Annotated in this window: 9 protein-coding genes and 1 rRNA gene; 5 read left to right on the top strand and 5 right to left on the bottom strand. The window is 39.4% G+C overall.

All coding sequences use genetic code 11. From position 1 onward, the window contains the following. The 3 genes from EU510_RS18515 to rhlB form a co-directional block, all read right to left on the bottom strand. Positions 1-419 (bottom strand): 16S ribosomal RNA (locus EU510_RS18515); the annotation flags it as partial. 929 nt (positions 420-1,348) lie between these two features. Further along, complete coding sequence (gene gppA, locus EU510_RS18510; RefSeq protein WP_149594674.1) at positions 1,349-2,842, bottom strand: guanosine-5'-triphosphate,3'-diphosphate diphosphatase; 1,494 nt, start codon at positions 2,840-2,842, stop codon at positions 1,349-1,351. Between the two features lie 43 nt (positions 2,843-2,885). Next, the gene (rhlB, locus tag EU510_RS18505; RefSeq protein ID WP_149594673.1) at positions 2,886-4,163 is read right to left on the bottom strand and encodes an ATP-dependent RNA helicase RhlB; all 1,278 of its coding nucleotides are present in this window, start codon (positions 4,161-4,163) and stop codon (positions 2,886-2,888) included. A gap of 91 nt (positions 4,164-4,254) precedes the next feature. Here rhlB and trxA point away from each other — a divergent pair, with 91 nt between their 5' ends. Continuing rightward, complete coding sequence (gene trxA / locus EU510_RS18500) at positions 4,255-4,581, top strand: thioredoxin TrxA (RefSeq protein ID WP_002960942.1); 327 nt, start codon at positions 4,255-4,257, stop codon at positions 4,579-4,581. A gap of 186 nt (positions 4,582-4,767) precedes the next feature. Next, positions 4,768-6,027, top strand: a complete 1,260-nt coding sequence (gene rho, locus EU510_RS18495; RefSeq protein WP_149594672.1) for a transcription termination factor Rho — start codon at positions 4,768-4,770, stop codon at positions 6,025-6,027. Between the two features lie 215 nt (positions 6,028-6,242). Here rho and EU510_RS18490 read toward each other — a convergent pair whose 3' ends face one another. Continuing rightward, entirely contained in the window at positions 6,243-9,074 is a 2,832-nt protein-coding gene (locus EU510_RS18490; protein ID WP_149594671.1) for an ATP-binding protein, read from the bottom strand. A 76-nt stretch (positions 9,075-9,150) separates the two neighbouring features. On the opposite strand from EU510_RS18490, the gene EU510_RS18485 reads away from it, so the two are divergent. Next, complete coding sequence (locus tag EU510_RS18485; RefSeq protein WP_149594670.1) at positions 9,151-9,723, top strand: DNA-J related domain-containing protein; 573 nt, start codon at positions 9,151-9,153, stop codon at positions 9,721-9,723. Positions 9,724-9,745: 22 nt separating this feature from the next. Here the strand turns inward: EU510_RS18485 and dbpA are convergent, their stop codons facing one another. Further along, complete coding sequence (dbpA, locus tag EU510_RS18480; protein WP_165743273.1) at positions 9,746-11,134, bottom strand: ATP-dependent RNA helicase DbpA; 1,389 nt, start codon at positions 11,132-11,134, stop codon at positions 9,746-9,748. A gap of 189 nt (positions 11,135-11,323) precedes the next feature. Here dbpA and EU510_RS18475 point away from each other — a divergent pair, with 189 nt between their 5' ends. Beyond that, positions 11,324-13,402 (top strand): TonB-dependent siderophore receptor, encoded by a 2,079-nt coding sequence (locus tag EU510_RS18475; RefSeq protein WP_149594668.1) that lies wholly within the window; start codon positions 11,324-11,326, stop codon positions 13,400-13,402. Between the two features lie 342 nt (positions 13,403-13,744). Further along, a complete protein-coding gene (locus EU510_RS18470; protein ID WP_149594667.1) occupies positions 13,745-15,145 on the top strand; it encodes a M20/M25/M40 family metallo-hydrolase in 1,401 nt (466 codons plus the stop codon). The last annotated feature ends 41 nt before the right edge of the window (positions 15,146-15,186 follow it).

Here is a 15,186-nt window from a genome sequence, read left to right as displayed (position 1 = left end):
CCCGAAGGCCTTCTTCACACACGCGGCATGGCTGCATCAGGCTTGCGCCCATTGTGCAATATTCCCCACTGCTGCCTCCCGTAGGAGTCTGGGCCGTGTCTCAGTCCCAGTGTGGCTGATCATCCTCTCAAACCAGCTAGGGATCGTCGCCTTGGTGAGCCATTACCTCACCAACTAGCTAATCCCACTTGGGCCAATCTAAAGGCGAGAGCCGAAGCCCCCTTTGGTCCGTAGACRTTATGCGGTATTAGCAGTCGTTTCCAACTGTTGTCCCCCACCTCAAGGCATGTTCCCAAGCATTACTCACCCGTCCGCCGCTCGTCAGCAAAGTAGCAAGCTACTTTCTGTTACCGCTCGACTTGCATGTGTTAGGCCTGCCGCCAGCGTTCAATCTGAGCCATGATCAAACTCTTCAATTAAAAAGTTTTATGTCTTTCGACAGCTCAATGAATTCTGAATTTTTTAATATCTTTCGATATTGAATTGACTGTGCCGAATAATTACCGGTCAGCAAAGTAGCAAGCTACTTTCTGTTACCGCTCGACTTGCATGTGTTAGGCCTGCCGCCAGCGTTCAATCTGAGCCATGATCAAACTCTTCAATTAAAAAGTTTTATGTCTTTCGACAGCTCAATGAATTCTGAATTTTTTAATATCTTTCGATATTGAATTGACTGTGCCGAATAATTACCGAAATAACTATTCTGTTGGTCACTCAGCTTTCAATTGAGACTCTAATTTTTTTGCCTCGCTACCGAAGCAGTTTGGCTGTTAGAACTCAATCTGTACGAGTGCCCACACAGATGATTGCTTTATATTGTTAAAGAACGTTTTGAGTCGCTTTAGCGTCTCAAGGGATGCGAATAATACACCCTTTATTTTTCGAGTCAACACTTTGTTTTAAACTTTCTTTTGGAAGATTTAAAACCGAAGTTTTATTTAACTCTCTGAGTAGTTCGTGCCTCGCTATGCGTTGTCCGCTGCGCGTCGCCGTATCCCGTCTCAGTGGGGTCNTTGCTTTATATTGTTAAAGAACGTTTTGAGTCGCTTTAGCGTCTCAAGGGATGCGAATAATACACCCTTTATTTTTCGAGTCAACACTTTGTTTTAAACTTTCTTTTGGAAGATTTAAAACCGAAGTTTTATTTAACTCTCTGAGTAGTTCGTGCCTCGCTATGCGTTGTCCGCTGCGCGTCGCCGTATCCCGTCTCAGTGGGGTCGCATTATAGGGAGATCCGAAAACAGATCAACCCTTTTTTGAAGAAAACTTGAAATAATGTGCTGTTCGCACATATTTACATCGAAATGGTTACTTTAAACACTAAAAAGGCCCTGATGGGCCTTTTTGATTAGTTTACTATGAGCTTCCAGCCAAGTTTACCTTGCTGTTTAGACTCTTGTTGTAGCTCGCTGGCCATTAATGGATGATCTTTTAACCAGTTACTTTCAAACTTAAGGTCTAACACTTCATTTTTAGCAGTTAACTCAAACTTAGGCAGTACATCATCTTGTCTTCGCATTGATAAGATGACTGATATTCGTAGTAATCTCACTATATATTGCGCTAATAGACTATTTACCCCGAGTGAATTAAAACAGCCTTTTGGAAAATCAGATCGATGTGCATCTGCTACCGCTACTATTAATTTATGCTCTGACTGTGAAAAACCAGGCATATCGGTATTTTCCAAAATATAAGCGGTATGTTTATGGTACTGCTTATACTCTATTAGTAATCCAATCTCATGAAGCTGCGCTACCGCTTTTAATAGTGGTAACCCATTTAAACTTTCAATTGGCCAATCTTTATCAATATTTACCGCTAACTGCATAGCTAAGCTTGAAACTCGACACGCTTGTTTTTGATCAACGTGATAACAACTCATAAACCCATCAACTGTGCGTTTGCGAATATCGTTATTATGAAACTCCGGAACCATGCTATATAAAACACCTTCACGCAGTGCCCCGCCCGCCAATCCCATTTTTTCTATTTCAAGAGATTCAAATAGTGCGATTAAGATTGCGAGTCCTGATACAAATACCAGTCGACGGTCTTCACTTAATCCAGGAAGGTCTAGCGCTGCAATAGTGCTAAATGCAATTGCTTGATCTTTTATAGTGTTGAGCTTTTCAAGTGTAAGTAAGTCGTCAAGATTTTGCGCGACCATAATTTCTTGAATTGCTTGTACTGTACCAGAAGCTCCAGATGCAATTTGCCACCCAGCAGCTTTATACTCTGGAGAAATTTCATCAATGACTGTACGAGCTGCTTTTATTGCTGCGTTAAAGTTACTCTTACTTAGTTGGCAATCTTTAAAGTAGCGTTCAAGATAAGTAACACACCCCATGTTGAGGCTTTTGTAATGTAAGGCATCAAATGCCTTACCAATTACAACTTCGGTACTTGCACCACCAATATCAATAACCAGCTGTTTACCAGTACAAGAAGAAGTATGGGCAACACCTTTATAAATTGTGCGCGCTTCTAATTCTCCGCTAATAACATTGATGTTATGACCAAGAATCTTCTCGGCATGATTTTTAAATACTTCGGCGTTAGTCGCTAAGCGCAAGGTAGCAGTGGCTACTATGGTGATGTTTTTATCTGGGATATCTTGTAGACGCTCAGCAAAAAGGGCAAGGCATTCCCAGCCTCGCTGCATTGCTTCAGTGCTCAATACGTTATCTTTATCAAGCCCTGCGGCTAATCGGACTTTGCGTTTAACACGTCCAATTGTTTGTAGACCGCCAGCAATTGATTTGGCTATAAGCATATGAAAGCTATTTGAGCCCAAATCAATAACTGCGTATACATTTTTTTGCGGTTTAAGTTGCCCCACCGTTCAAAAACCTCTAGTTACTACTGCTTATACAAACGGTCGCTTACGACCGTCCTTTTTGGTAACTATTATTTGGGCGACGTCCGCTGTTATTACTGCGATTACGTGGACCATTTGAATAGTTGCGCTTTCTTTGAATAATAGGCTGAGTTAAATCATCTAGCAATGCTGTTTTATCATAATGCGATAAAGGAATGCTGTGCTCTATATACTCTTCAATTTCATGCAGGTTGTATGCATATTGCTCACACGCAAAACTAATTGCATGACCTGATGCTCCAGCACGACCAGTACGACCAATACGGTGTACATAATCTTCACAATCATCAGGTAAATCAAAGTTAAATACATGACTTACTTCTGGGATATGAAGACCACGCGCAGCAACATCGGTTGCAACTAAAAAGTCTAATTCGCCTTTGCTGAATTGCGCTAATATAGTTTGGCGTTTTTTCTGGTTAACATCGCCTGTTAGCATACCAACACGATGACCATCAGATTTAAGCCAAGCATAAACTGTTTCACAACTGTGCTTGGTATTAGCGAATACAATTGCTTTATCTGGCCATTCTTCTTCAATTAAGGTTAACAACAGCTTAATTTTATCTTCTTGTGAAGGATGAAATAACTCTTCTTGAATACGCTTACCCGTTTTAACGTCAGGTTCAATTTGAACATGCTCAGGGTTTGTCATGTGTTCAAAAGCTAATTCTTGTACGCGATACGATAATGTGGCAGAAAATAATAAGTTTAAACGCTTTGATGTATCTGGCATACGATCGAACATATAGCGAATATCTTTGATAAAACCTAAATCGAACATACGATCAGCTTCATCAAGCACGACTACCTCAATTTCATTAAGGGTGTAACAGCCTTGCTTATACAGATCAATTAGGCGACCTGTAGTACCAATTAAAATATCAACGCCTTTTTCTAGTTGTGCACGTTGTTTTTCGTAATCTTCGCCACCATATACTAAACCTAAGTTAAGATTACAGTGCGGCGCTAAAATTTTAGCATCTTTGTGTATCTGAATCGCAAGCTCCCGAGTAGGGGCCATGATCAGGGCTCTTGGATGTTTACTAGGTGCTTTGCTAGATTGTAATAACCGATGGCACGTGGCGGTTAAAAACGCCAACGTTTTGCCTGTACCCGTTTGAGCTTGGCCCGCGATATCGCGTCCATCACAAATAAAAGGTAGGCATTTTGCTTGAATAGGTGTGCAATATTCAAACCCATTCTCGGTTAAACCGGCAACCACTTCCGGTGCGATAGCAAAGTCTGAAAACTTTTTATCGGTTAAATGTGTCTTAGTCATAGCGTTTAAGCATAACGTTTAAACTTGCAATAAGAAACAAGAGTGTTTAAATACGCACTAAATATTTCGCCTAACTAAATCGGAGAGCGCAATGAGCGAGAAAATAATCCAAATTACTGACGATAGCTTTGAAGCTGACGTATTACAATCAGACAAACCAGTACTAGTAGATTTCTGGGCTGAATGGTGTGGACCTTGTAAAATGATCGCCCCTATTCTTCACGAAGTTGCTGATGAATACGACAGCCGTGTGACTGTTGCTAAATTAAATATTGACCAAAATGCTGGCACACCGCCAAAGTTTGGTATTCGTGGTATTCCTACTTTACTTCTTTTTAAAGATGGCCAAGTAGCTGCAACGAAAGTAGGTGCTCTTTCAAAAACTCAACTTATCGAGTTTTTAGAAAACAACATCTAACAGTAAGCTAGAACAATAAAAAGGGCTTTTTTGCCCTTTTTTAAATTTATTTTGTATAAAGACTGGACGCTTTGCCAGTGAACTGCTAGTTTATAAAGCCAACTAATCCTTAGTTATATTCAACAAACCTCACTCAACGATCAAAGCGATTTTGAGTATGACAACTGTAATAAAGAACCCACCAATATGCATTTACGCGAATTAAAAGACAAGTCGATTAAAGAGCTTGTAGACTTAGCTGAGTCCATGGGGCTCGAAAACGTAGCCCGCTTAAGAAAGCAAGATATCATTTTTGCCATTCTTAAATCCCATGCCAAAGGCGGAGAGAATATCTTCGGCGGCGGTGTATTAGAGATTTTACAAGATGGTTTCGGCTTCTTAAGATCATCAGAAGCCTCTTACTTAGCTGGGCCAGATGACATTTATGTTTCACCTAGCCAAATTCGCCGTTTCAGCATGCGTACTGGCGATTCAATTTCAGGTCTTATTCGTCCACCTAAAGACGGTGAACGTTACTTTGCTTTACTTAAAGTAAATGAAGTTAACTTTGATAAACCTGAAAACTCTCGAACTAAAATTCTTTTTGAAAACCTTACTCCACTACATGCAAACGAACGTTTTCGCATGGAACGTGGTAACGGCAGTAAAGAAGATATTACAGCCCGTGTACTTGATTTAGCATCTCCTATTGGCCGCGGTCAACGTGGCTTGTTGGTAGCTCCGCCAAAAGCGGGTAAAACAATGCTACTTCAAAACATTGCACAATCAATTACGCATAATCATCCTGATGTAACATTAATGGTTTTACTTATTGATGAACGTCCGGAAGAAGTAACAGAGATGCAACGCCTCGTTAAAGGCGAAGTTATTGCATCAACGTTCGATGAGCCAGCTTCTCGTCACGTACAAGTTGCCGAAATGGTTATCGAAAAAGCAAAACGTTTAGTTGAGCATAAAAAAGATGTTGTTATCTTACTGGATTCAATCACTCGTTTAGCACGTGCTTATAACACCGTTATTCCTTCATCAGGTAAAGTACTTACTGGTGGTGTTGACGCTAATGCATTACACAAACCTAAGCGCTTTTTTGGTGCTGCACGTAACGTTGAGGAAGGCGGTAGCTTAACAATTATAGCTACAGCGCTTATCGACACTGGCTCTAAAATGGATGAAGTTATCTACGAAGAGTTTAAAGGTACTGGTAATATGGAATTACACCTTAACCGTAAAATTGCGGAAAGACGTGTATTCCCAGCTATCGACTTTAACCGCTCAGGTACTCGTCGTGAAGAATTACTAACAAAACCAGATGAGCTTCAAAAGCTTTGGATTTTACGTAAAATTGTTCATGACATGTCAGAAATTGATGCTATGGAATTCTTAATCGATAAATTATCGATGAGCAAAACCAATAACGAATTTTTTGATTCGATGAGACGCCAATAAACGCGTTTTAATTGGATAAAAAAAGCGCCTTAGGCGCTTTTTTTGTGTCTAGATTAAATACAGTTTAGCTTTCATACCAATTCCATTAAGTATGAGATCTAAATTTTACGCCGAAAAAATAATTCAGTTCTAGGCGTGAATTGATGTAAATGGTTGTTCCCTTTGCGAAATTTACAACAAAGAAATGGGTTGTTTTAGTAAATAAAATAGATCAGCTATTTATTGGAATTGGTATCATTATACTTTTTTAGTACGCTCTGCAGCGAAGTAACTAACGTTTTAAAGTCACCCCCACTACTCTTTTGGGTTCTACGTATAAGTGCTCTATCTAAACTTTTTGCTGATTGCGCAATTTCATCTAAGCCAAACATTTGCGCAGCTCCTAAGATGCGGTGACTATCTTTTTGTAGCGCATCTAAATCCTCGCTTATAAAATGCTGAGTAATTGTTTCACTCTCTAAAGCAAAGCTTTGCTTAAAGCTAATCACGAGATCGCTCATATCAACTTCACTTTGCTTTGTAATTGGCTGATTCTCTGCGCTATTGAGGTGATTAGAAAGTGCTTTATAAAATGACTCTTTATCGATCGGTTTACCTAAGTAACCAGTAAATCCAAGCTCTAAATAACTATCTACTTCATGGCTCATAGCATTTGCGGTTAAAGCAAAAATAGGCCGTTCAAAACCACATTTCTTTAATAGTGTAAAAGCAGAACGCCCATCCATCACGGGCATTTGAATGTCGAGTAAAACTAAATCCGGATACTCTTGTAAGCACTTCTCTACCGCTTGCTCACCATTCTCAACAGCAATAACCTCCAGCCCCATTGAACGTAAGTAGCGGCTTATTAACCTACGATTGTCAGGATGATCTTCTGCAAGTAGAACACGACCGGTTAATTGTTTATTTGCCTTAGGAACACTTTGAGTTTCAATCATGCTTTGCGATTTATTTACTTCTGCACAGGGTAAGAAAAACGAGAATTGACTGCCTTTTTTATATTCGCTTTGTACGCTTATATAACCGCCCATCATAGAGGCCAATTGTTGCGATAAGCTAAGGCCTAAGCCCGTACCACCAAAACGGCGGCTAATACTGTTATCTGCTTGACTGAAACATTCAAAAATAAGCTTTAACTGTTTAGAGCTCATACCTATACCGGTATCTTTTACAATAATAACTAGCCCCTGCTCACTCTTATTTAAAGCAATGATAACCTGCCCAGAATGAGTGAACTTAATAGCATTTGCACATAAATTTATCAGAATCTGCTTTACGCGAATCAAGTCGAGCTTAGTGTAAAACTCATTACCCACTTGATTGTCTAAAATAAGGTGTAGATTTTTTGCTTTTGCTTGGGTGATGAACATTGCGTGCACATCATTTACAAGCGCTACAATATCAAAGCACGAAATATTTAACTCTAATCTATTGGCTTCAATTTTACTTAAATCGAGTACGTCGTTTATTAAGCTTTTTAAATGATCGCTATGGCGCTGAATTACTCTTAACTCATCTTTAAGTGATTCTGGCTCATATAACCCATTAATTAAAGCATCTGTTTGCCCTAATATAGCTGTGAGAGGGGTGCGAATTTCGTGGCTAATATTAGCTAAAAACTGACTTTTAACATCGTTGGCTTCTCTGAGCTCTTGTGCAATCGCCTGTAACTCGGCTGTGCGCTGTGTAACTTGTTCTGTTAACAGCTGCTTAGCTCGTTTTTCTGCACCACGACGATAAAGCGCAATACCTGTTACAACAACTAAAAGTAACAGTAAAAAAGAGAATAGAGTAAGCTGGGAACGCTGCGACATTTTTAGCTTTTGCACACGGCGATCTTGTTTAAGTTTTTCTATTTCTTGGTTTAATTGCGTTGCTTTAAATTGGTTTTGAAGAACTGCTAATGCATTGATAATTGCCGTACTTCTAAGTTTTCGTTGCTCACTAATATACTTTTGTTGCAGAGCCATAGCGCTTGAATAATCACCTTTACTAGCCTCAAGAAGTGCTTTAGCGCCTAAGCTCTCCCTAATTATTCGCTCACTGCCATATTCATGAGCAAGTAAAATAGCTCTATCTAAATTTATTTGAGCCTCTTCTAAATCTCCCTTAACAAACTGAATTTTAGCCAGCGCGTGTAGCGCATTGAGCTCCAAATTATGGTTATCTATTTTAAGCGCATAGTGCTCACCTAATTTAGCTTGCTCGTATGCCTCATCAACTTTTTTCAATACTAAATTAGTATTTGCCAAATTAGTATATTGTGTAGATAACTTATTATAATCATTGGCTGAAATATAATAACGCAGCGCTAACTGATAATAATGCAGTGCTAAGTCAAATTGGTTACTCTCCATATGAGCAACACCCATATTATTATATACCTGCGCAATACCGCTTTTATCATCTAATCGCTTATAAACCTTAAGCACATCTTGATAAAGGCCAAACGCACTATCGTAGCGTGATAAACGTATATAAACACCTGCTATATTAAGCAATATATCGGTTTGATCTTGCTCACTCCCGTGTGCTTCGTAAATAGCTTTTGCTTTTAAATAAAACTCTAGGGTATCGCCTAGCTTATTCATATTAAAATAAGCCAAGCCAATATTATTTAGTAAGTTTGCTTGTTCGAGTAATTGTTCATTTTTTTCAGCTAATACTAGAGTGCGGGTATATTCAGTAATAGCCTTTTGAAATAAGCCTTGATAAAAAAGCACTACACCTTGCATTTTAATTGCACGAAAGTGCTCATCAGGAAAGAAAGTATCTGAGGTATGTTGTTTTAGTAATTTAAAATAGTGTAAAGATTCTTTAAAATTATCAGCCGATAACGCACTATTACCCAATGCTGAATAAACAGCGACACGCTCTTTTCTGGAGATGTTTTTATTAGTGAATAGCGTGTTTGCTAATTGTAATTTAGGCTCCCACTGCACTTCGTTTTTGAATTGCTCAAATAGCGAATCAGTATCTTGGGCATAGCCAGGAGCTATTAATACACAGCATATAGTAAATAAGAGGCATTTAAACTTGCCCAGCATAATTTTAATCCTTCAAACCGTTACTTATATCAGTGTAATCTTTATTGAAGATACACCAACTACTAGGGCCTAAACAATGCTTAACCCACTGATTGATGAGATTTTTGAGCTAATATTAACAAAGCAGGTTTGGCAAATTCATACTTTAGCAGCAGAACTGACGAACCGCAGCGCAATTACAACTCTCGATAAAAGCCCTGAACGTAATTTATTTAAACGCAACTTTTTAATTATGAATGCATTGTACCAACTGCAGGCACAATTACGCCCTCAGAGTTTACTCATTTCAACTCTGCATATCGAGCTTTTAGAAAAAGAAGGTAATAGCTTAGTAACAACAAACGAAAATTTGCGAGATTATTATTTAGATTGGCATAATTACGATACGGATGAAGATCAAATTGATGAGCTTTTGAATAGTTTTTGGCGTCAGTTTAAAACGACATCACCACAACAAGCATTAAATGAAAATGAATTTAAAGCGTTGGCTTTAGAATGGAAGTTACCTGAAAATTTCACTCTTAAAAACGTTCAAAAGCGCTGGAGACAACTTGCATTACAAATGCACCCAGATAAACCAAATGGTTGTGAAGTTAAGTTTAAAAAAATAAAATTACAATACGAGCAGCTAAAGGTAGCTGCTCGCTAATTTGTTAATTTAGCCGTTTAAATTAACGAGTAAGGCGACGAGCGCGTATTTTACGCCCTTTAATGTTGCCTTCGGTTAGTTTGCGAAGTGCTGGTTTTGATGAATTACGTTCAACAGCAACAAATGCTACGTTATCAAGTACGTTAATTTTACCTACTTGACGACCTGCAACTCCATCCTTACCTGTTAGAGCACCAAGGATATCACCTGCACGTACTTTTTGCTTTTTACCTGAATCAATCATCAAAGTAACCATTTCAGGTCGGTACGGCGGTTTATCTAATAAATTAAACGGCGGCATTTGCTCTGGAGTAATATCACGCTCGTAATGCTCCCCAATTTGTGCAATTTTAAATGCTTCAGCTTCACCATAAATAGAACAAGCAATGCCCTTTTTACCGGCACGTCCAGTTCGGCCAACACGGTGAACATGTGTTTGCGTGTCATGTGCTAAATGGTAGTTAATAACCATATCCATGTCATCTATATCTAAACCTCGTGCAGCAACATCGGTTGCAACAAGTATTGAAGCACTTTTATTTGAAAAGTGAATTAGCGTACGTTCACGATCGCGTTGCTCTAAATCACCGTGCAATGCAACAGCGCTGAAGCCTTCGTCAGCTAAATCATCACACACTTGTTGAGTTTCTACTTTGGTATTACAAAATACAACACAGCTTTGTGGTGTAAATTTAAGAAGTAATAACTTAAGCGTTGGATAACGCTGCTTATTGTTATCCATTTTGTAGAAGTACTGCTTAATTGTGCTTTTGGCTTGCTCTTCTTCTACTTTAACCATTTCTGGATTTTTAAGTACACGCTTAGCAATTGCTTCAATAGCTCTTGGGAATGTAGCGCTAAATAACAATGTTTGACGATTTTGTGGAATACGCTCAATAATTGCATCAAGGGTGTCTTGAAAACCCATATCAAGCATTTGATCGGCTTCATCAAGCACCAATGTTTCAACATCATCTAAACGTAAAGTACCTTTACGAATATGGTCATCAACACGCCCTGGCGTGCCAACAATAATATGCGCACCATGTTCGAGCGAGCCTATTTGCGGACCAATTGATACACCACCACATAACGTCAATATTTTAATATTATGAATACCACGTGCTAATTTACGCATTTCAACCGCAACCTGCTCGGCAAGTTCACGAGTCGGACACAAAACTAAAGATTGAATACGAAAGCGTTTTACGTTTAATTTAGCTAACACACCCAAGCTAAACGCAGCAGTTTTACCTGAACCGGTTTTTGCCTGAGCAATGATGTCTTTACCAGCAAGTACAGGCGGCAAACTTTGCGCTTGTACAGGTGTCATGTGGGCATAACCAAGTGTTGATAAGTTATCAACGAGTCCAGCCGGTAAAGCCAAAGATGAAAAAGCAGTTGAAGTCACAGTAAGTTCCATAGCAATAAAATAACATGGGAGAAAGCCCCACTAATATGCAGCTTATAATAGCAGAATTCGTAATTGGCAACCATTAACAAACACATTATAAAACATGTTAATGAAAGATGTTGAAAATGATAGTAGTTTGCATTAAGATCGCGATTGTTTTTTACATATCTACGCTGGAAGCAATTAATGAAACTGAATTCTATTTACATAGCACTATTAGCAAGCATTTCAACAAGCACATATGCAAACACTACCGACCTTGAACGCATAGAAGTAAAGGGTAGCTACTTTAACGATTACAAAGTAGATAACGCTAATGGCGCAATGAGAACATCAGCTTCATTACTTGAAACCGCACAATCTGTCACTGTAATAACAGACACTATTATTAGCGAACAGCTTGCCACGACACTTGGCGAAGTACTCACAAATGACGCAAGCTTAACTGCAGGCTCACAACAACGAAATCGCGAAGTATTTAACTTACGCGGCTTTGAGCTGAGCTCATCGACAGGTTATTTACGCGACGGTCATCAGCATTGGTCGCACTATCAGCAACCAATCGAAATTTTGCAACAAGTTGAAGTAATTAAAGGCCCATCAAGCATTTTATATGGTCAGTCAGGCCCAGGTGGCTTGGTTAACATGGTAACTAAAAAGCCTACAGCACAAACATTATTTAATGCCAGTGCCGATGTAGATCAGCATGGTTCAACTCGCTTTATGGTAGATGCTGCAGGCGCATTAACTGAATCAGAAGATTTACGTGCTCGTGGTATTTTAGTAAAGCAAGACGTTGACTACTGGCGTGAGTACCAAAATGGTGAAAATCGTGAACGCGACCGCTTTTTAGGTGCTTTAGTTGTAGATTACGATATTAGCGATAACGCATTAGTACGTGTGCATTACGACCGCACAGACGACGAAGCCGGTTTAGATACGGGCGCATGGATAGACGATAATGCCAATGTAATTGGTGATGATAAAACAATCCGTGATATGTCTTGGGCGTTTACCGATATTACCGTAGAAAACCTAGGTGTAGACCTAGAGGTATTTTTAACCGATGACTGGCAAGTAAAGCTTGGTTATAACGAGCAGACTTTTGAGCGTCAACGTTTTGAGTCATCTCCTAGTCGAAATTCTTACGACGCGCAAACTAATACATACACCTCGAATCCATACGATCGCTTTGATGATTGGCAGTTTACAACAGCATTTATCGATTTTATTGGTGAATTTGAAACGGCTGGCATACAACACCAATTTCTAATTGGTGCTAACTCGCTTGACTACTATTATGGTCAACTGCGTACATCTGCTGATTCATTTAGTTTTACAGCAGGCCAAAATGAACCTGCCCGTCCAGATATCAGCTATAAAACAGATCTCACTAAAAGCGAAACTGAATACGACTACTATGGTTTATATGCGCAAGACTTAATTACTTTCTCTGAACAATGGCAGGTGTCTGTTGGTGCTCGCTTTGATAAGCAAACACGTGAAGGCCAAAATAACGAATCTTTCTTACCTAAATTTGGCGTACTTTATCATCCAAATGCATCGGCCACTATCTATGCCAGTTATACAGAAGGTTTTGAGCCACAAAATGAAACCATCACTAATGATAAAGATATCAACTTCGGTATGGAAATAGATGCTGTTACCTCTGAACAAAGAGAACTAGGTATAAAATGGCAACTGCTTGATGACCGCTTACTGCTTAGTGGAGCCGTTTTCGATATAAGTAAAAACGGAACGCTGGTAACTGAAGACCTTGAGACTCCTATTGGCTCAGTTACAACCGAGACAAATCAGGTGGGTGAACAACGCCACAAAGGCTTTGAAGTTGCAGCACAAGGCGCTGCAACAGATCGTTTATTTGTAATGGCCTCTGCGATGTATTTAGATGCGAACTATGAAAGAGCGAATGAGGAGCTGCAAGGTAAACGCCCGACCGACGCACCTAAGTGGTCAGCATCTCTGTGGACTCGTTATGAGCTAAATGATGCGATTGCTTTTAACGCTGGTGCTTTTTATGAAGGCGAGCGCTTTGCAGATAGCGATAATACAATTACTAAAGATGCCTATACACGTGTTGATGTAGGCGCCACTTATAAGTTTAACTTAAGCAATACCGATATTAACTTACGCCTTAACATCGAAAACTTATTTGATAAGAGCTATTTAGGTGGTGGCGGCACGAGTAATGTAACTGTTGGCGAGGGTACAAATCTTCGTTTAGCAGCGCAATTTAGCTTTTAAATAAATGCCTTAAATAACAGCTTTAAAATATAGCCCACGTACATTTACGTGGGCTTTTTTACATCTAAACGTTTATACCAATCTGCTTATATATGGGGTCTATTTAACGTTAAGAAAATTACGCTAGAACTAGGCAAAAATTTTTGTATCTAGTTGTTCTAAATAAAAAATTTTTAACGACGTTATAGTGGAATTTAATTCGTTAAATTGATCAAAGATTTATACAGGTTGGTATTATACCTAACAGCATTAAACCCATTACAGCGCCTATTCATCTCATCTATTTTTTATAGCGTTTATTACATGCTTTAATAGTGTTAATTATTAAAAAGGCTTACCCAAATGAAAAAAATCATTACCGCATTACTGCTTACTAGCAGTATGGCTGCAAACGCTAACAGCGCCGAATTTACCCAAAAGCAATTACAACAAGTAAACGAAGTGCGCACCTCTGCTCTAAATAGTGATTTAAGCTATAAATTACTAGAGTCATTAACAACTGAAGTAGGCCCGCGCTTACCTGGTACTGAAAATGATAAAAAAGCAGTGGCATGGGCTAAAGCTAAATTTAATGAGCTTGGTTTTGATAAAGTATGGCTTGAAGAAGCGACTTTTCCTGAATGGCGCCGTTATAGCGAAAGCGGAAAAATACTAACACCAAGCGAGCAACCTCTACATTTAACTGCATTAGGTAACAGTATAAGCACGCCTACAGGTGGGATCACAGCGCCAGTAGTCTTATTTGAAACACTTGATGAGTTAATTGCAGCACCAGCAAATAGCCTAAAAGGTAAAATTGCGTATATTAATTACCGCATGAACCGCGATATAGACGGCAATGGTTACGGACCTGCAGTAAAAGCACGTGGTACAGGCGCTATAGAAGCGTCTAAAAAAGGGGCTGTTGCCTACATGATGCGTTCGGTAAGTACCGGCCATCATCGTTTTGCACACACTGGCGGTAGTTACTACAAAGAAGGTGTTACAAAAATACCTAACGTAACCATTGCCAACCCAGATGCGGATCAAATAGCACGCTTAGTCGCTTTAAATAAAGACGTATCGGTAAATATTAATGTGCAAACCGAAAGCCTTGGTGAAGGCACAGGTTATAACGTTATTGGCCAATTTAACGGTACCGAAAACCCAGAACAATATGTACTGATCGGCGGGCATTTAGATTCTTGGGATTTAGGCACTGGCGCACTAGATGACGGTGCAGGCGTTGCATTAACAATGGCAGCCGCTAAACATATTAGCGATGTAAAGCGCACTAAACGTAGTGTTCGTGTGGTACTTTTTGCAGCCGAAGAACTTGGACTTTGGGGAGCAAAAGCGTACTTTGCACAGCATAAAAATGAGCTAAACAATATTGTTGCAGCTGCTGAATCTGATTTTGGCGCCGATGTTGTATATGCTTTTGAATCGAACGTAAGCGCAGAGTCACTTCCTGTAGTTCGTGCTATTGCAAAAGAACTTTCGCCGTTAAATATTGAGCATATTGGTAAAAACCAAGCGAATGGTGGCCCTGATCTAATTCCACTTAAAGCAGCAACCTCAGCACCTATTTTTGAACTTGCTCAAGATGGAACTGATTACTTTGATTACCACCATACAGCTGACGATACCCTTGATAAAGTAACACCTGCTAAGCTTCGTCAAAATACCGCTGCATACGCTGTATTTGCTCTAATGGCTGCTGATGCAAAAACCACTATCAAGCCTAAAGCTCAAAATAAGTAATAACAGACATACTTACTTACAGTTTGTAGCTTTAACTAACA

Source organism: Pseudoalteromonas sp. FUC4, from assembly GCF_008370255.1.
Lineage (GTDB): Bacteria > Pseudomonadota > Gammaproteobacteria > Enterobacterales > Alteromonadaceae > Pseudoalteromonas.
This window is presented reverse-complemented; position numbering and strand designations above follow the sequence as displayed.